At 36.3% G+C, this 19,247-nt stretch carries 18 protein-coding genes; 8 read left to right on the top strand and 10 right to left on the bottom strand.

Annotated elements, in window-relative coordinates; genetic code table 11:
- Positions 1–15: 15 nt before the first annotated feature.
- The 8 genes from H7355_RS03165 (at position 16) to H7355_RS03130 (ending at position 7,097) form a co-directional block, all read left to right on the top strand.
- Complete coding sequence (locus H7355_RS03165) at positions 16–1,071, top strand: asparaginase (RefSeq protein ID WP_186645106.1); 1,056 nt, start codon at positions 16–18, stop codon at positions 1,069–1,071.
- Positions 1,068–2,456, top strand: coding sequence for a glutamyl-tRNA reductase (hemA, locus tag H7355_RS03160; RefSeq protein ID WP_186645104.1), 1,389 nt, complete (start codon positions 1,068–1,070; stop codon positions 2,454–2,456). The genes H7355_RS03165 and hemA overlap by 4 nt, the downstream gene beginning before the upstream one ends.
- A gap of 68 nt (positions 2,457–2,524) precedes the next feature.
- Positions 2,525–3,616 carry a hydroxymethylbilane synthase gene (locus H7355_RS03155; protein ID WP_186645102.1) on the top strand — a complete coding sequence of 364 codons (1,092 nt, stop codon included), beginning with the start codon at positions 2,525–2,527 and terminating at the stop codon, positions 3,614–3,616.
- A 10-nt stretch (positions 3,617–3,626) separates the two neighbouring features.
- Complete coding sequence (locus H7355_RS03150) at positions 3,627–4,370, top strand: hypothetical protein (RefSeq protein WP_186645094.1); 744 nt, start codon at positions 3,627–3,629, stop codon at positions 4,368–4,370.
- Positions 4,371–4,529: 159 nt separating this feature from the next.
- Complete coding sequence (locus tag H7355_RS03145) at positions 4,530–4,982, top strand: hypothetical protein (RefSeq protein ID WP_186645092.1); 453 nt, start codon at positions 4,530–4,532, stop codon at positions 4,980–4,982.
- 28 nt (positions 4,983–5,010) lie between these two features.
- On the top strand, positions 5,011–5,277 hold the full coding sequence (locus H7355_RS03140) for a BolA/IbaG family iron-sulfur metabolism protein (protein WP_186645090.1): 267 nt from the start codon (positions 5,011–5,013) through the stop codon (positions 5,275–5,277).
- Positions 5,278–5,306: 29 nt separating this feature from the next.
- On the top strand, positions 5,307–5,624 hold the full coding sequence (gene grxD / locus H7355_RS03135; RefSeq protein ID WP_186645088.1) for a Grx4 family monothiol glutaredoxin: 318 nt from the start codon (positions 5,307–5,309) through the stop codon (positions 5,622–5,624).
- A gap of 87 nt (positions 5,625–5,711) precedes the next feature.
- Positions 5,712–7,097 (top strand): TIGR01777 family oxidoreductase, encoded by a 1,386-nt coding sequence (locus tag H7355_RS03130; protein ID WP_186645086.1) that lies wholly within the window; start codon positions 5,712–5,714, stop codon positions 7,095–7,097.
- Between the two features lie 125 nt (positions 7,098–7,222).
- On the opposite strand, the gene H7355_RS03125 is transcribed toward H7355_RS03130, so the two are convergent.
- The 10 genes from H7355_RS03125 to H7355_RS03080 all read right to left on the bottom strand — a co-directional run bounded on the left by H7355_RS03125 (position 7,223) and on the right by H7355_RS03080 (position 19,133).
- Complete coding sequence (locus tag H7355_RS03125) at positions 7,223–8,617, bottom strand: hypothetical protein (RefSeq protein WP_186645084.1); 1,395 nt, start codon at positions 8,615–8,617, stop codon at positions 7,223–7,225.
- 208 nt (positions 8,618–8,825) lie between these two features.
- Entirely contained in the window at positions 8,826–9,686 is an 861-nt protein-coding gene (tatC, locus tag H7355_RS03120) for a twin-arginine translocase subunit TatC (RefSeq protein WP_186645082.1), read from the bottom strand.
- A 2-nt stretch (positions 9,687–9,688) separates the two neighbouring features.
- Positions 9,689–12,556: a DNA polymerase I gene (gene polA / locus H7355_RS03115; RefSeq protein WP_186645073.1), complete on the bottom strand. Its 2,868-nt coding sequence runs from the start codon at positions 12,554–12,556 to the stop codon at positions 9,689–9,691.
- Positions 12,557–12,613: 57 nt separating this feature from the next.
- The gene (gene lysS / locus H7355_RS03110) at positions 12,614–14,107 is read right to left on the bottom strand and encodes a lysine--tRNA ligase (RefSeq protein WP_186645071.1); all 1,494 of its coding nucleotides are present in this window, start codon (positions 14,105–14,107) and stop codon (positions 12,614–12,616) included.
- Between the two features lie 2 nt (positions 14,108–14,109).
- The gene (locus H7355_RS03105; RefSeq protein WP_186645069.1) at positions 14,110–14,958 is read right to left on the bottom strand and encodes a metal ABC transporter permease; all 849 of its coding nucleotides are present in this window, start codon (positions 14,956–14,958) and stop codon (positions 14,110–14,112) included.
- Between the two features lie 17 nt (positions 14,959–14,975).
- A complete protein-coding gene (locus H7355_RS03100) occupies positions 14,976–15,647 on the bottom strand; it encodes a metal ABC transporter ATP-binding protein (RefSeq protein ID WP_186645068.1) in 672 nt (223 codons plus the stop codon).
- 24 nt (positions 15,648–15,671) lie between these two features.
- Positions 15,672–16,637 carry a metal ABC transporter substrate-binding protein gene (locus H7355_RS03095; protein WP_186645060.1) on the bottom strand — a complete coding sequence of 322 codons (966 nt, stop codon included), beginning with the start codon at positions 16,635–16,637 and terminating at the stop codon, positions 15,672–15,674.
- Positions 16,634–17,902: an ABC transporter permease gene (locus tag H7355_RS03090; RefSeq protein ID WP_186645058.1), complete on the bottom strand. Its 1,269-nt coding sequence runs from the start codon at positions 17,900–17,902 to the stop codon at positions 16,634–16,636. The genes H7355_RS03095 and H7355_RS03090 overlap by 4 nt, the downstream gene beginning before the upstream one ends.
- Positions 17,899–18,582: an ABC transporter ATP-binding protein gene (locus H7355_RS03085; protein ID WP_186645056.1), complete on the bottom strand. Its 684-nt coding sequence runs from the start codon at positions 18,580–18,582 to the stop codon at positions 17,899–17,901. The genes H7355_RS03090 and H7355_RS03085 overlap by 4 nt, the downstream gene beginning before the upstream one ends.
- Positions 18,579–19,133 carry a ZrgA family zinc uptake protein gene (locus H7355_RS03080; RefSeq protein ID WP_186645054.1) on the bottom strand — a complete coding sequence of 185 codons (555 nt, stop codon included), beginning with the start codon at positions 19,131–19,133 and terminating at the stop codon, positions 18,579–18,581. The genes H7355_RS03085 and H7355_RS03080 overlap by 4 nt, the downstream gene beginning before the upstream one ends.
- Between the last annotated feature and the right edge of the window lie 114 nt (positions 19,134–19,247).

Raw genomic sequence — 19,247 nt, 5'->3', positions numbered from 1 at the left:
TGAAATGAGTGATTTATGAAGAAAAGAGTTCTTATATATCATACCGGTGGTACTTTTGGGATGGCTTTGGGCAATGCACAAACAGTCCAAACTCAATCTCCAGACTTTTTAAAAGATCTCTTAGAGCGTGTGCCAGAGCTGCCTTCACTCGCGCAAATTGATTTAAGAATTCTTTGTAATATCGATTCCTCCGATGCAAATCAAAAACTTTGGTCCTTAATTGCCAATGCTATACAAGAAAACTGGGATGAATTCGATGGATGTGTGATTATTCATGGCACCGATACTATGGCTTTTACAGCAACAGCACTTGCATTCTTTTTACAAGGCCTAACAAAACCAATTGTTTTTACGGGATCACAGCGTCCGTTAAGCGCAATGCGTTCAGACGCACGTGTGAATATTATCGATGCTGTTGAATTGGCAACGCGTGGAATTCCAGAAGTCATGGTTTGTTTTGACAGCAAAATTCATCGTGCAGCACGAGTCACGAAATACAGCAATGAGCATTTATATGCTTTTAAAAGTTATAATGCTCCATTAGTTGGCAGCCTTGGCGTTAATTTTAAAATAAAACAAAAAATTTTAAATTCGATTATCCCAACTGCAAAAAGACATATGCCGATTATAAATACACAGACAAATAGCAATATTGCTTCCTTAAGTTGTGTACCTGGTGCATTGCCTTCCGAAGCATTTATAGAATCCCTCTTAAATTCTATAGATGGCCTAATTATTCAAGGCTTTGGTGCAGGGAATTTACCTGCAGCAAATAAAAATTGGTTAGAACTTTGCAAAAAATCTTTTCTTAAAAAAATTCCAGTTGTGATGTCAACTCAATGTGAATCTGGTTCTGTTTCGTTAGATTTATATGAAAATGGAAGAATTTTTGCAAATTTAGGGGTTATATCTGCAATGGATATGACATTTGAAGCAGCCAGTGTAAAATTAATGATTATGCTTGGTAGAAACATTTCCTTTGATAAAAGACATGAATTTTTTGCTACACCTTTAGCATATGAGTGCACTCCTATCTTTAAAAACAAAGAAAATATAGGATCAAGTAAATGAAACAATCGCAATTTTTTGCTTACACTGGAGCTCATTTTAAAACCTGTCCTGTGGAAATGCGTGAAGCTTGGGCTGCGATTGGTACATATAAAAATGTCGAATATGTTTTACAAAAAATAACCCCATTACAAAAAATTGAATTTGTCATTATTAGCACATGCAATCGGTTTGATATTTGTTTTTTTGGCATGATCTCTAAACAACAAATTTTAAATATATTTTCAGAATTGTATAATATTTATATTAAAAATTTAAATTCAACGTGCAAGATATTAACTTTAGAATATTTTGAACGATTTTTGCATATTGATTTCGATGCTGATGCTCTAAGAACGCTCTATAAAGTTACAACAAGTTTAGACTCATTAGTACTTGGTGAATCGCAAATTCTTGGACAAGTTAAAGATGCTTATATGCAAGCATGTGAATTTGGCTCAGCACAAAATCAAGCTGCTGCTATTTTTAGTCGGAATTTTCGTGTCGCTAAAAAAGTACGCACAGAGACCGAAATTGGTCGAAATGGAATATCAATTGGGCATGCCGCTATTGATGTTATTTCCCGCGTATTTGAAGGCGTGCAAGATAAAAAAATTGTGATTTTTGGTGCTGGAGAAATGTCAAGAATCACTGCTCAACATTTGATTGTTTCAAATGCTAAAAGTGTGTACATAGCAAATAGAACATTTGCAAAAGCTGAAAAACTAGCCCTCGAATTGGGTGATGCATGGCCTTTGGAATTGCAAGATGCCTTAGATCGTATTTCAGAATTTGATATTTGTATTGCAGCCGCTTCAGGTAATAACTATATAATTGAAAATAATCATTTAAAAGACTATGCAAAAAAAAGGCATGGTAAACTTTCCGTCATGGTTGATATAAGTGTGCCAAGGAAAATTGATCCTAAAGTGTCAGAATTTGACAACCTTTTTCTATTTAATGTTGACGATCTTGACTCTGTGATGGAGAAAAATCGGCAAAATCGGCGAATGGCAGCTCAACAAGCAGAACTTATTATTGAAGGTGAAGTACGCGATTATATATTATTTTGCAAACAAAAAGAAAATCTTGCGAATGTTGGACGGTTTCACAGTTGGATTAAAAACGTAACTGATTATGAAATTTCTCGCTATGTAAGAGATATTAAAAATGGGAAATCTGTTAATCCTTCAGTTGTATCAGACGCAATTGCAAAAAAAATAGTATCAAATGCAGCATTTCTCGCACGTAATAATATGAAACCTGAAGATGCAGAGTCTACAGTGGGAGATCTTCTTGAATATTTATTTCGACTATCTGAACAACCTCTGTTACCTGAAAATGTGCAAAAAGAAGATAATATTGTGAAACTCCCAGTCAAACCCTCTGGAAAATTAGGTGGGATATAAATTATTTTTAAAATTAAATAGTGCATTAATTTAAAAATAATTTTGCTTAGAAAGAAAGTTGTTATTTTATGAACTCAATTATTCAAATTGCGACACGCAAAAGTCCTTTAGCTTTATGGCAAGCGCGCACAACGCAAAAGATGTTAATAGATATGGGACTGAGTGTCGATATATTTCCAGTGGTCACGACAGGTGATAAAATACAAAAATCTCAACTTGCAGATGTGCATTTAGAATCGAATGACCCCAATCATTTAAGCACTGGTAAGGGTTTATTTATAAAAGAAATTCAAGAAGCTCTCCTTGCTCAGCAGGCTCATGTCGCCGTGCACAGTATGAAAGATCTCCCTGTCACTCAAACAGAAGGTTTAAGTGTTGCTGCTGTTTTACCACGCGCAGGTGCACGGGATGTGCTTATTCTTTCTCCTATGGTATTAGAACAATTAGGCTTAAATAATAAGTCTGAAGATGAGTTAAAAAATTTAACTTTTACAAAGCTTAAAGCGTTATTACTGGCGAGTGATAAGTTTTGTGAAAATATTATAGGAACAACAAGCACTCGTAGACAACTCTTACTCAAAAAACATTTAAAACATGATCTCAATTTGCAAATTTTACGAGGTAATGTTGATACACGTCTTAAACGTTTGCGCAATAATGAATTTGCAGCCATCATTTTAGCAGAAGCTGGCCTCGAGCGGCTTGAACTAATGTCACACAAAGAAATGTTTGCATTGCCTTTAAATTTATTTATTCCTGCGACTGCACAAGGTGTTATTGCAGTTGAAGTTCCAGAAGCAAATCAAACATTAAAAATGCAAATTGCTCAGTTGTGCTGTCATAAAACAGCAATAAACGCTGGTATTGAAAGAATGGTATTGTTTTTACTTGGTGGAGACTGTCATTCTTCCATTGGTGTGCATTTTGATGGAGAAAATTTGTTTGTGATATGTGGACGTGAAGGAAGAACGAAGGAACTTAATATTTCTTTAAATAAACAGGAATTAAAATGTATGCAAAATATCTTTGGAAAAAATAAATATATTTATTCTGACTTTTTTAAAGAACTCTGTTCTTCTGAATCTGCAAACAAAATTCATAAAATATTAATTGAAAATAATTTTGCTGATGTAAGTGATGTTAATTTAATTAAATTTTAAGGTTTTAACAATGGTAAACGAAAATCGAGTTATTCATATTGAATGTGGTGTGCTCGGTGATAGTGCACATGCCCCCTCGCATTTTTTTTGGCCCGTTTACCAAACTGAGTTATTAGAATCAAATTGGTGCCCTTCTCGGGAAGACTCTTTTTCTGTTGTTTTTACGAGTAAAAATGCTGTCCTTGCTTTTCAAAGGCAAATATATTCTAAATATTCTGATGAAAATAATTGGCTCAAACTTAACTCTATTTGTGCTGTTGGTAAAAGTACGGCCAATTTTATAAAAAAAACTTTGCCAAATGCTTTTTTTCAACAAAACAAAGAAGTTTTTACCCCTGACGGGCAAAATGGTCTGCTACCTCTACTCAAGCAAGAGAAAATTTTTTCAAAGAGTTCATCGGTGTATATTTTTACTTCACAAGTTGGAAAATCTTTTCAAATAGTTGACGATGTGAAAGATAAATGTCACTTTCAATGCGTAGTTGTTCCTCTTTATACTTTAATTGAAATTAATAATGATATTAAAGGAACAATGGCACAATCGATATTGAAAATAGAACAGAACTCAAACCAGAAGGTTGTTTTTTATTGTCGATCTGGACAAATATTAAATAGAGTTGTTGATTTATTAATTCAACTTTTTAAGGTCGATGCTGCATATAAGTTACCTAAATATATCTTTTTTTCAACTTGGGAGCAGTCTGCAAACACTGTTCTTTTAGAGCTAAAGCTGATTGACAGAAAATTCTCTTAATGACAGTTTTAGCTTGTGTGCTTTTTTTAACAAAAGGTCACTTACTTGGAAAAATGCCATTGTGCATGCTGAAAACCAAGCTTATTTGAGGTCATTACAATGAAGCAGTCAGAAAAACTCTGGATCCAAAATCTCGCAAGAGTCAGTCTTGGAATACCTTTGAAAGCCTCGCATGCTGCGCAATTGATACAGCAATCTGTGAGTGTTTTCTTTGAAGAACTTTGCTCTCTTATGATCACTTACTCTCATTATTTTAATGAATTGATTGCAGAGACGAAGCCTCAAGATTGCAACCGCATCTTTCAAACAAGCCAACCCCGCCCTGGTCTTATAGTCTTAAAAGGTGGCGATAAAATGATCATCTCTCTTGAGGGCAAAACAATTCGCGTCCGCACAGTACAGGTGCATGTTAACAGCGAACGCAATTTTCAATCCTACGATTTCGAACCCAAACAAAATGAAGTAGGAGCTGTTGTTTGGAGTTGTTTAAACGACGGACAGACGGTAAATCCTCAGTTGGTAGCGGAACATTATCTGACCTCTTTTCTGGTCTCAGGTTGTCGCGCTATATCTCAAACATTACGATTGGTTGCTGTTGCATCTCATCCGTAAGTCGAATTAATTTAAACAGAGGTTTTTAATGTTGAGCCATGAAGTGAAAAAGCGTATTGAATCAGGGATTGCAGAAGCTGAGTGCCTTGTCAGTGAATTTTCAGGCGGAACAGACCATTATTCTGTCATTGTGATATCAAATGCTTTTGAAGGTCAACCTGCTTTAAAACGCCATAGAATGATTATGGAACTATTTAAAGAAGAGGTTGATACGGGTGAAGTGCATGCGCTCGCGATAAAAGCATATACTCAAAAACAATGGGCGGATGAAAAACAAAAACATAAGCCCCTCTAAATCTTTTATTAAGTAAAGGAGATTCTAACTTGAATCCAACATGGAAAACTAAAATCGAAAACGATGTAAAAAATAATGAAATTATGGTTTATATGCGCGGAACCCCTGAAGCGCCTCGTTGCGGTTTTTCAGCACGCGTTGTGCGTGCTTTAAACGAGCTTGGTCGTCCTTATGGTTCTGAAGATATGGACAGTGATCCTGAACTTTGGTCAACTTTAAAAGAAATCAATAATTGGCCAACATCACCTCAGATTTTTGTTAAAGGAGAATTCGTGGGCGGTTGCGATATTTTTATTGAAATGTTCAAATCCGGTGAATTGCACGAAAAGCTTGGCATACAAAAATAAATAAAAATTACGAAATTAATTTTTCTTGGCGACACATTGAACTCCTGATAGACTTGCTCAAGTCGTTTTATTAGGAGTTTTTTATTTATGTCAGTAAAAACATTTATCAGAACATGCCATTTACCAGTCTCTGTAGAAGAAGCTTTTCATTGGCATGAAAGAATGGGAGCTCTTGAACGAATGATCCCTCCTTGGATGCCGACAGAAATTGTGGAGCGTTCAGGGGGAATATATAACAGTGATACCATTGTACTTAAAACAAAAATTTCTTTTGTTACTTTAAAGCTTAAAATGCTGCATCAAAATTTTATTGCCAATAAACAATTTGAAGATATTCAATTAATTGGTCCATTTAAGTCTTGGAAGCATAAACATTTGTTTGAAAAAATTGATGAAAAAAAATCGAAAATAACCGATCATATTGAATACGCTTTACCAATGAGTTCAATATTAAATATGTTTGGTAAACACTTTGTTGAAGATAAATTAAATCGTCTGTTTACTTATAGACACCGAACTTTAAAAAATGATCTTTTTTTACATGCAAAATACTCTCAAGAAAAATTGAAAATTCTAATTACCGGTTCTTCAGGGTTGGTCGGTAGCAATCTGGTTCCCTTTTTAAGATCTGGTGGACATACTGTGTTGCGCCTTGTACGCACTCCTATTGCCTTAAGCGAAAATGACTGCGTTTATTGGAATGCTAGCGAAAAAAAATTTATAAATCCTGAACTTTTAGATGGTGTGAAAGCCGTTGTGCATCTAGCGGGTGAAAATATTGCGGCTGTTAAATGGAGCGATTCCAGAAAACAAGTTTTAAAATCGAGTCGTGTGGATTTTACCAAGGACTTTTGCAAAGCACTTTCAGCATTGCAAAGTCCGCCCAAAACATTTGTAGCAGCCTCTGGAATTGGGATTTTCGGAAGTCGTGATTATGACGATATTTTACATGAAGATTCTAAACTTGGAGAAGGTTTTCTTGCACAACTAGCAAAAGAATGGGAAGCCTCTTGCCATGTTGCAGCCGAAGCAGGAATGCGTGTGGTGAATTTGCGTTTTGGATCAATTCTATCCCTTGGGGGAGGAGTGATTAAAAAAATGTATACCCCTTACAGACTTTGCTTAGGTGGTCCTTTTGGTACGGGTCGACAAATGATGTCTTGGATATCTCTCACCGATGTGCTGGGTCTAATTTTATTTTCTCTTACAAATTCGAGCGTAGTAGGAGCTGTCAACGCAGTAGCACCCCATGCTGTCACCAATGAACAATTTTCAGAATTGCTTGCTCAGACCTTGGACAGGCCAAGTTCCTTGCGTATACCGGAAATTGTTGTTGAAAGTTTATTTGGCGAAATGGGGCGAGAGTTGTTGTTATCTGGTCAAAATGCCAAGCCGTTGAAAGCAACGAAAAATGGTTATGTTTTTCTTCATGCCCACCTGCACGATGCCTTTACATATTGTTTAGGAAATTAAAATTTTAATTCATAATTAGGTTTAGAGTTTTATAGTTTATTTTTGAAAATTAAGACTCATTTCTAATAAATAAAAAACCACCGTACGTTGAAACGTACGGTGGAGGAGAGTCAAACTGTTTTCTCTTAGAATGAGTAAAGAGCAGTGATGTAAGTTGTAGTAGCGCTATCTACGGAATCCCCTTTTGCATTTTTAAAAATGCTCTTACTGGAGCTCTTATAGTCAGCTACTAGGGCAATCTCATAAGTGTTTACGGCATAACCAATTTGTGCAGCGACTTGGCCTAAATTGTAGTTCGTGCCATTGGATTGGTTGGCATAAATGCTTTCAACAAATGCGTAAGATAGGCCATAAGTGAGTCTGTCGCCTTTTTGCATCATACCAGTTAAGAAGTTACCTGTGTCGCCAGATACACCTATACCGACAAGGTTTGAGTAATTTGCATCATCAACACCTGAAGTAGCGTTTCCTTGGCGAGCATAGCTATAGCCACCATTGTTTTTAGTGGCTGTGTAAGTCGTGCCTGCGTTTTCGCCTTCAAACCAAATAGCAACTCCATTGCTGGCGATAACGGAATTGCTTCCAAAGATAGCTTTGTCATTATACCAGAGAGAGCCTTCCATGTGGCTGACATCTCTTGCTTTTGCTAGTTCTCCATCAGTTGTTTGTGATGATGGCGAATTACTTTGTTCACCATAGAAAAATTGACCGGTAAGGCTCTTGTTGTCATCGAGATTGTAAACAAGTTTAATATTCCCTGCATAACCGAGAGTGCCGTTAAAGGATGGATTCGTCCAGTTAGCTTGTACAGAATTGTTTGCAGAAGCATAGGAGAATGTACCAGGAGCTTGTGAGTATGCAGTGATGTTGTTAAATGCACCTACACCGATTTCAGAGCTAAATGCTTTGCCAAGGGTGATAGTTTCTTTAAGATATACGCCGTCTTGGCGGGCAAAACCATTTGTCGTTACGGCAGCATCGGGAGCAGAAGAGTCTGCACCACCAATACGCACACCACCAAGAGAAAGTGTTGTTAAGAATGTGTTTGAGCCACTTTTAACGTTGAGCACATCGAGGTTCAACTGAGCACGGCGGATAGTGACTGTGCCATCACCTTGAGATGTTGCGGATGATCCAGACACTGCTAAATTTCTTTGTTGATTTCCGTTGAACTGGACTTCGAACTGACCTGTGGCGATCCCGCCAGTGGCTAAAATACCAAAGCGAACTTTACCAGCGGAAAAGTCAACGGTGCCACTGCGGGTGGTGTCTACGAGGTTAGCATTTAATTGAATGAGACCATAGGCTTTAACAGCATTTTCTGTGGGGTCTTTTTTAAGAACTTCTTTTTTAAGGGCATCAATTTGCTCTTGAGAGATAAGAGAAGAGCCTGTTGAAACACCAGTGTCCATTGCTACTTTTTCGCCTTCATTTTCAGTGGATGCCTCTTGTGCAAACGCAGTGCTTCCAATGAGAGAAAGGGCGGATATAGTAAGAGTGTGTATTACTTTTCTTTTCACAAAAAACTCCTTTTGAGAGAAAATATACTATCTATGGCTTTGAACAAACCTAAAAATAAAAGAGACAAATAACTTAGTTTCTGGAAGATAGGTGAATGAAATAATCTTGTCAACTCTCTAGCCAATTTTTTTAATTTTTTTTAATTTTATATTAATAATATTGAACTTGTGCCTTAAAATCATAGATAAATATGATAGTGTAATTAAATTATGAAGTTTGGGCAATGCTATTTTGGTTTTGATTTTTCTCTATTTTTTTGATAATGAAAATAGAGACTTCCACCATAAAATACATAGGTAAGGCGACTAGGCACTGACTTATCACTTCAGGTGGTGACAATATAGCACCTAAAATAAAACATGCAAGAAATGCAATTTTTCTATTTTTTATAAGTGATTTTGAAGAGACAATACCTGCCATGCCAAGCAGCGAGAGGACAACAGGCACTTCAAAAACAGCAGCAAAAATAAGCATTAGTGTGATTAGCGAATTGAAATAACTTTCATAAGTGATCATAACTGAGGCGTATTTGCTGCTCCAACTCAAAGCTTCTTGAAAAAAATAGGGAATGATAAGAAAAAAACCGAAACACATCCCTAAATAAAACAATATTATACTTGAGATTAAAGCGATGCGTGCCAGTCGTTTTTCTTTGTCATACAGAGCAGGTGATACGAATCTCCAGAGCTCTCTCACAAGAAATGGCAGACTCAAAATAAAACCAACTAAAAAACAAATTTTAAAATTCATGGTCATAACTTCAAAAATACCAATAGAAGATAAATTTTCTTTTATTCCCATACTTTCTGCGTGTTTGAGAAAAGCTGTATAGGGGCGTTTCAAAAAAAATATCACATGTTCCATAAATAAAAAAGCGAGACCTGAAAAAGCTATGAGCCATAAGGTACCATGGAGAGCATGTTTTCTTAAATCTTGAATATGTTCAAATAGAGACATTTGCCCATTCTGATTCCCAGAAATTTCTTGTTCCCTTTTAGCTTTTCTATGCATGGCTGCATTGAATGCACTTGAAATATATTGAAAGGGTTTAAAACCTGAGCCAGCCATTGTTATTTTGCCTCCAGCCAATTGTCACCATGTCCCACTTCGACGAGCATGGGGACTTTGAATTGTACTGCATTTTCCATAGCTTCTTTAACAATTTTTTTAACTTCTGTATATTCTTCCGTAGGTCCATCGAGGACAAGTTCGTCATGCACTTGCAAAACGATTTTTGTTTTCAATTGTCGTTTTGAGAGTTCTTTGTGCACAGCAAGCATACCTAATTTCATAATATCAGCAGCGGTGCCTTGTATAGGAGAATTAATTGCCATATTTTCAGCAAGTTTTGCTTCTAAAGGATTTTTCGACAGGATTGCTGGTATGGGACGAATACGGCCAAAATAGGTGCTCACCTGTCCTGTGGAATGAGCTTTAACCCGTTGATTGTCTAAATACTTTTTGACGCCCGCAAAATTTTCGAAATATTTTTCAATGAATTTTTTTGCATCTGCTAAAGATATCTTTTGCTCTTTTGCTAATCTTTGTGAACCCATTCCATAAATTATTCCAAAGTTTATTGCTTTCGCTTTGCTGCGTTCATCGGAACTCACTTGTTCTGGATTTTTCCCAAGAATTTGTGCAGCTGTCTGCCTATGAATATCTGCTCCTGCTTGGAATGCAGCCAGCATATTTTTATCTTCAGATAAATGAGCAAGAACTCTAAGCTCTATTTGAGAATAATCGGCTGAAATTATGTTAAATTTTGTCGCAGAAGAAGCGTTAAAAGCGGCTCTTACTTTTTTACCCCAATCGCTGCGCACAGGAATGTTTTGCATGTTTGGATCAGAACTGGAGAGGCGACCCGTTGCTGTGCCAATTTGATTGAAGTGCGTGTGCACGCGACCCGTCGATTTTTTAATAAGTTTTGGCAGGACAAGAACATAGGTCGTTAACAGTTTTGATAATTCCCGATGTTGTTGAATTCGTGCGACAACTGGATCTTCTTCAAATTGTTCTAGGACTTTGGCATCGGTTTTGTACCCTTGGGTCGTGCGCGCTAATTTTCCTTTAAAACCAATTTTTTCATGAATTTTTAGGTGATCAAATAAAATATCCCCCAATTGCTTAGGGCTAGTTAATTTAAAAGGAAAACCTACTTTTTCATATATTTCTTTTTCAATTTCCATAATTGTTGTTTGAATTTCGGCAGCGAGTCCACCTAAATACTCAGAATTGATATGCACACCATTGCGTTCCATTTCAGTTAATAACAATAAAATGGGCATTTCAATATCAAAATAAATTTTTTGTAAATCGGAATTTTCTTTTAGTTTTGCTTTGTATTTATGCCAAAGACGGTAAGTCGCATCGGCATCTTCACAGGCATAAAGTGACAAGTCATTTAAAGGAACATCGAGCATAGAGCTACGTCCTGTTTCTTTACCAATGAGTGCACTTGTAGGTATTTTTTGAAATTCAAAATGCTTTAAGGTTAAAAAATCTAGACTAAATCCACCTTCAGCTGGGTTGCAAAGCCATGCGGAAACCATTGTGCAGCATATAGGTGCTTGACCAATTTCAACGCCGATATTTTTAAGTTGGTGGAGATCAAATTTGAGATTATGAGCAACAAGCAGCGCGGTGCGTTTAGAGAATGCAGTTTTAAGGCCTTCAACCACATCTTTTACAGTGTATTCAGGGAGATCTACTTCAGAACCTAAGAGTGTGCCTCCATGTAAATGATTGTTGTGAGCTGCTACATAATATGCTGTCCCTGCTTCGAAGCAGAAAGACATGCCAATGGGGGAGTCTTCGAGAATATCGAGTCCTGTGGTTTCGGTGTCAAACGAAAAAAATTCACAATTGGGATCGGTAATTTTTTGAAAAAGATCATTTAATTCTTTTTTTGATTTAACAAGATGATAATTTTTAGTATCCCAGTTGTTGAGATCTTTTTTTCTATTACTATTTTCAGTTATTTTTTGTTCGGATTTTTCTTTGTCTTCATTTTTTGTCGTTTCATGAAATAAATTCGTTTGAATTGTTTCTTGCTTTTTTTCTGAGAAAAGATTTTTGACAAGACTGTGCATGCGCAGAGTTTCAAATTTTTCTTTTGCTAACTTATTTGTTTTAAATGAGTCGAAATTGTAACGTAACGAAAGTTCACTAACATTTAAAGGGACTGCTGTATTGATTGTAACAAGGTAACGAGAAAGAAGTGCTTCTTCTTTATGATTTTCTAAAGATGTTTTTGCTCTTTTATTTGTTATTTTATCAAGATTTTCATAAACTTTTTCTATGGATTTATATTCTTGTATGAGTTTCGCAGCAGTTTTATCTCCAATACCTTTGACTCCGGGAATATTATCAACGGCATCGCCTGTGAGAGCGAGAACTTCTATCACTTGTTCAGGTGGCACACCAAAATAATCGATTACTTTTTCTCGATTGACAATATCATATTCATCGCCTTTTTTTAAGGAAAATAGAGAAATTTTGTCATTAATTATTTGCATATAATCTTTATCAGATGTCACAAGGTAAACTTCACCATAATGTTCAAAATATTTTGCAAGTGTTGCTGCAACATCGTCAGCTTCGAAACCAGGTATTGCAAAACTTGGTAAGCCAATTTCTTTTAGAAGATTTTGAATTAGAATGATCTGTGGAATGATATCTGGTGGGGTTTCGCCTCGATTTGCTTTGTACTGAGGAAAAACCTCATGGCGAAATGTTTTCTCTTTGAGATCCCAACAAACAGCAAAGTGTGTCGGATTTTGTTCCCTTAATATTTTAATAAAGACTTTTAAAAATCCATAGACTGCGCCAATAGGTTTGCCATCGGGTGAAGTCAAGCGCGATCCCATTGCATAAAAAGAACGGAATAGGAGTGACATGCCATCGATAATAAAAAGGCGTTGCGTTTGATGTTCCATGATTTTTTCCTAGAAAATAAACAATAAATATGAAGATGAAAAAAGAAAACCAGTTATTTATTCAACTGGTTTTTCTTGAGTTTTTTCTTCTTGGCTTTGAGTTTGGGGGCGAAGAAGTGGGAAAAGAATAGTGTCTTTTATATTCTCGCAGCCACAGAGGATCATGGTCAAACGATCAATGCCGATGCCCACGCCCGCAATGGGTGGAAATCCGTGTTCCATTGCCGTTAGATATTCTTCATCTATAGGCATAGCTTCATCGTCACCGTGTTCACGTGCTTGCATCTGTTCTTCAAAGCGTTCGCGCTGATCAAGAGGGTCAACAAGCTCGGAATAGGCTTTGACGAGTTCCACCCCATTGACGAGGAATTGAAAGAAATCAACGTAATTGGAATCTTTGCTATTGCGGCGTGCAAGTGGGGCCATTTCCACTGGATACTTGATAAGGAAACAAGGTTGAATAAGTTTAGGACGACTGACTTTTTTATAAAGAGAGTCAACCATATTTGCCCAACTTAAACTTTCAATATCATCGTCAAGACGGATATTTTTTGCTTTAATTTGCTCGGCTAAAGATTCGCGACTTGTATATTTAGTGATGTCAATCCCTGAGTCTTTTTTTACAAGATCAGAATATTCAATCACTGGCCATTTACCTGAAAAATCAATTTCATTTCCGCTCAGTGTTACTTTAACACTGCCGAATATTTTTTCGATTAAGTTGCGCATCATACCTTCGACAAATGTACGCATTGTTTCTGCATTCCAGTATGAAGCGTAAAACTCAAGCATAGTAAAATCTTGTAAATGAGTAGCAGAAATGCCCTCATTGCGGAAGCTGCGGGCAAACTCAAATACTTTGTCCATACCCGCGCCAATACAGCGTTTAAGATAAGTTTCACATGCAATACGCATGACACATTCAATGTCGAGAGCATTGTGATGCGTGTAAAACGGGCGTGCTAAAGCACCCGATGGAGTTGTTTGAAGGATAGGAGTTTCAACTTCAACATAACCGCTATCTTCGAGGTAGCGGCGAATTGTTTTCACAATTTCGAAACGTTTCTTGAAAACATCTCGTGATTCTTGATTCATTATTATATCAAGATATCTTTGACGATAGCGAGTTTCGATATCTTCAATTCCGTGGTATTTTTCAGGTAAAGTACGTAAGCATTTGTTCAAAAGTTTCCAAGAACCTACACGTAAAGTGAGCTCTCCTGTTTTAGTAACAAACATTTCCCCTTCTGCGCCAACGAAATCTCCGATAGAAACATTAGCAACAAAATTTTCGAAAACTTCAGGAGCTTCTTCAGTTTTTCGCACACAAATTTGCACTTTACCAGAAAAGTCATAGATATGAGCAAAGAGAATTTTTCCCATTGTACGCATAGCAACAATACGGCCAGCAGTGCTCACGTTTTTAGTGCCTTCTTTTAGAACAGCTACTTGTTCGATTGTATGAGTTTTGTTGTAAGAATCTGCAAGATTGTTGTTCTCTCGTTGTTCAAGAAATTTTGTTTTTTTAAGCTCAAAAATATTGTCTGACATTTTCAAATCCTTTTTTTGGTCTGTAGGTGAACTACGAAAGTCTTCGTAAGTATAGTGATAAAACCAACGAGGACAATACTTGGGCCTACAGGCCAGTTAAAACTAAATGCAATAAGAATTCCAAGAATTCCTCCAATAAAACTTATTAAAACAACAATTGGAGAAAAAACACTCTTTGGTTGAAAAATAATCGTTGGCAAGGTGAGGAGTGCTGAAATCATAAGACCACCAACAGCAAATATTCCAGAAAGAATGGCAAAGGTCATTAGAAATGGAAAGAGTTTGTCCAATAATTTAACCTTAAATCCTGCAATTTCTGCAAATTCGGGGTCGGTAAGCCATGCATCCCAATGCTTTCTAAGCGTTATAATAGAAATAAAAACCACAATTAAAGACAGCATTAGAATGTACAGGTCATTTATAGTTAAGGTTAACACATCGCCAAATAAAATACTTTCTGGGTCTATACGAGTGCCTTTATTGCTTGAGATAGCTATAATTCCCATAGCAAAGAAAGATGTTAAACAAATAATAGCAGATGCATCAGGAGGTATTTTCAGAGTTTTTAAAATCCATTCTGAAATAAAAGTGCCGATAAATGCTGTAATTGAAGCACCAAGTAATATGCATGCCCAAAAAGGGATACAAGAGTATTTTGCGAGAACGATACCTGCTATCACTCCTGGGAAAACTAGGTGAGAAAGCGTGTCACCTAAATAAGCTCTCTGCTTAAGAACAACGACAGGACTGAGGCAACCACACATGAGTGTGATAAGCACGGTCGCTGCCAAGGCAATTTGCGCAAATTCAAATTCAAAGGTTTGTATGAAATTTAAAAGAGTGGGAGGCATGAATTTTGTAACCTTTTTTAGATAAAAACAACAGATGTTTCTTGATCATGTCTGCGCGTAAATGTGATTTTCCCTGATATATAGGATTCAAAGTTTTCAAAATGATGATCGATCATAAAGATGCAAACTTTTTTTTCCTTAGACAATTCAAAGAGAGTGTCCATCAGTTGAAGTTGACAGCAGCTATCAAGACTGGCAAGGGGTTCATCCAAGAAAAGCATTTTAGGTTTCGAAATAATCGCTCGGGCAATCATAGCACGGGTTTTTTGACCACCACTCAGCTCATGAAAGCTTCTTTTTTCGTATCCGGCAAGTTGCCATTCTGTAAGGGTACTTAAAATTTTTTCAATATCGGATTCGATAAGCTTGTGGTGCGGACCAAAGCCTTGTTTTACAAAATCTTGCACGGTCAAATGGAAATAACGGTTTACAGCATGGAATTGAGGTACATAAGCAATGCCTTGAGAAATATCGTGAGCATTGGGAATGGGCATGTTATTTATGCAGACTTTCCCTTGCAGGGGTTTAATAAGTCCTAGCCAAGTCTTAAGTAGTGTAGATTTCCCACAACCATTTTGTCCAACCACAGCATAAATGCCAGGCTGATCCACTTCTCCTGAAAAAGGGTGAATAAGTGGATGCTTATTCGGATAACCTACAACCAAATTTTCCCAGCTTAAATAACTCATATAGTTTCCATATATTAAAACAAGTTAACTCTTTAAAGCATTAAGGATGGTTTTGACATTTGTCTGCCACATGCTGATAACTGTGTCGGCATTTGAACCTTTTGCACCTAAAGAGTCTGTGTAAAGCTCACCCCCAATTTCAACCCCGGTTTCATGAGCTACGGTTTTTATATTGCGCATGTTGCCTGTGGATTCAAGAAAAATAGCTTTAACATTTTGATTTTTGATCTTTACGATTATTTTTTTCAATTCTTCCGGTGTAGGCGCAGCTTCATCAGAAAGTCCAGTGATGCTAAGGATTTTAAAACCAAAAGCATCGGCGAAATATCCTAAAGCATCGTGATTGGTTGCAATAACTCTCTTGTCTGCCGGTAAGTTTTGGATATCTTTTTTGAGGGTTAAAACTGCTTGGTCGATTCTCAGCATAAAATTTTGCGTGCATTTCTCAATAGCACTTTTTTCGTTTGGCTTGAGTGAAATAAATGTTGCAGCAATCTTATTGAGGGCAACTTTAGTCAGTTCTGGGGATTGCCAAATATGTGGGTCATATTCAAGGTGATTGTGTTCATGATGATGTGCTTCACCGTCGCTGTGGGAGTGGCTGTGAGTTGATTCATTCTCATCATTTAGTTTTTTCAAGTTCATGCCATTGCTGAGTTCAAGCCAGACTTGATTTTTGGTATCATTTTTATTTTTACGAATTTTTATAAGCCACGCTTCAAGATCTGCTCCAATATAAATTACAGCATCCGATTTAGCGAGATCAATGCGATTCTTGGGTGTCATATGAAATGTATGAGGATCTACACCTAAATCAATAATGGACTGGATATCAAAAGATTTTGAATCACAACTCACTTCTTTAGCCAATTCCATAATATATGGTAGCGAAGTTTGAACTTTAACTGTGTTCTGAGAAGTATTTGCAAAACAATTTTGTGTAAAAGATAAAGCGATCAATAAGATAATTTTTCCTGCTGCTTTTTTCATATTCTAATACTGAGTCCATCGATAAGAGAGTTTTTGTAAGCTTTTACAGCCGGAATAAGACCAATAAAAACCGATAATATAATGACTAAAATTAAATAAACATATTCGTAAGCATCTAATGAAGTAAAAGAAAGCAATATACCAAAATGGGATAGAATTATGGGTTGAGAGATACCTACTAAACAATAACTCAATAAAACTCCAAACATGACACCGAATAAACTTAAAAAGGCTGCTTCTGTAACCAAAAGAAGAATAATCGTACTTTTTCCTGCTCCGACTGCTCTCAAAATAGCCATTTCTCTTCGCCTACTTTCGAGAGAAGTATAGAGTGAAACCATCATGCCGATCAGTCCAACAATGACCACACAGAGAGAAATGATTTGCAAAGCTGTTTCCGCATAGCTCACTGTGATCCAAAGTTGACTCAACGCAACTCCAGGGATAATGCCCATAAGAGGTTCTTTTTTATAATTATTGATTTCACGCTGTAAACTTAAAGAACTGATCCTTGATTTCGCGCCAATTAAAAATGAAGTGATCTGTTCTATTTTAATATTTTCTTTGGATAAAAGAAGAGAATTCGTATTATTTTTTAGATTAGAAGGAGCACCATTTTGCCAATTGATATGCATTGCTTCCATTCCTTCAAGGGTAATAAACGCAGATCTATCGATGGGAGTTCCTGTTTCTTTTATAATTGCTGTTACTTTAAATGGGTTTTCTTTATGTAAAATAATACCAGGGCCATCACTTATTCCATGGGTTAATACTATATTATCACCAAGCTTTAAATTTTCTTTTATTGCCATTTCAGAGCCTAATGCAACATCAAAAATATTTTCGGGTCTTTTGCCCGATTGAAATTCAATTTTTTTATTTGAAAAAAATTGATAGTGTTCATAAAAATTCTCATCAGTTGCTACAACACGGTGTCCATTGTAACTGTCACCGAGAGAAAAAGGGATTGTCCAAGCAACATCTGGATGATTTTTAAAATTATTATATGAGCTCCAAGAGATATTATTGGTTGCATTGCCCATATGAAAAACAGTGTAAAGTAACAATTGAATTTCGCTGCCTCGCGCACCAACGACAAGATCTGTTTTGCTGATTGTATTTGAAAAACTTTCTTTTGCCCCTTGGCGTATGCGCTCTACCCCTAAAAACAGCATAATACTGATGGCAATTGAAAAAATGGTTAGCAATGTGGATAATTTTCGATTCCACAATGATTGACTTGCAATTTTTAACAGATTAATCATATTTTAGCCCGATTTATTTCTGGCAGTGCGACTTGCCTTGGGAAGAATTTCGCTAAACTTTTATCATGACTTACAAATATAAGTGTTGTCTTTTGAGCATCACACTGTGCAAATAAATTCTCTAAAAACATTTCCCTTGCGTCCGCGTCAAGTGAACTTGTGGGTTCATCAGCGATAATAAGTTTAGGAGAACCGAGCAAGGCACGTGCAGCTGCAACGCGTTGCTGTTGTCCAACTGAAATTTCATTGGCTTTTTTTAAAAAAATATGTTCAATATTTAAAGCTTTTGCTATTTCTTTACACTTAACTAACAAGGAATTATTATCTAAGTTTTCTCTTTTTTTAGGATTGAGTTTGCAAGGTAACAAAATATTATCAAGCACATTTAAATATGGTATTAAATTAAACATTTGAAAGATATATCCCATGTGTGAACCGCGTATACTATCTTTGACAGATGTTTTTGCACCGATAAACTCTGTACCAAAAACTTTCAGTGAACCTTCCTGTGCTGGAATAATTCCAGCCAGGGTGCTGAGGAATGTCGTTTTCCCACAGCCACTGGGGCCAAAAAGAAATATTTTTTCTCCTTTATTTACAGAGAATTCATTAATATCTAAAATATTTTTCCCTTTTTTATAAGAATATTTTAGATTTTTTACATCAATAATGGGAATCATAATTGGATAAAACCTTTGTTTTTAGAAACTGTAACAGATGTTTGTAATTTATCGCTGTTTAGTTGGACGATAATTTTTTGTACTTTTGGAAAATAAGTGGTGAAAGCAAATTGAATTTTTGAACCTATTGCAGTTTGTTTGCATTTAATTTTAAATTCAGCTTGAAAATCTCCGTGTTCTCCATGTTTTTTTTCAGAAGAATTTTCATGTTCATGTTCATTTTCTTCTTCAGAATCGGAGATAAACGGGGTGATTTTATCTTCTGTTGCAGTGCAGCCTAATGAAGGATCGAAGCGAACGATCTCTAAAATATTTTTTCTCAATATATTATTTGCTTCTTTAACTTTCTTTTTATCCGCTTCACTTTTTGCCTCGTGTTCAAAACCGTAAATGCTTTCGCTCGGGACTTTTATGAAGATGGATCCATCTGTATCTTGGAGTGCAATATCGATCTTCGCTGTGCCATGTTCATGTGCGCCATGGGCATAAGCCTGTTCAGATATCAAAGCTAAGGATATAAAAATGAAAGCTTTATGCATTTTTGAGAGCATAGGAGACCTCCGGGAGAAAAATTGATAAAAACAACTCAGAGTTTTACCATCGAGCACTCTTTCATAATTGCAATTTTATTGCAATAGAGTTACAGAGACTTTCTAAAGGAGATT

Source organism: Fluviispira vulneris (genome assembly GCF_014281055.1).
Taxonomy (GTDB): Bacteria; Bdellovibrionota_B; Oligoflexia; order Silvanigrellales; family Silvanigrellaceae; genus Silvanigrella; species Silvanigrella vulneris.
This window is presented reverse-complemented; position numbering and strand designations above follow the sequence as displayed.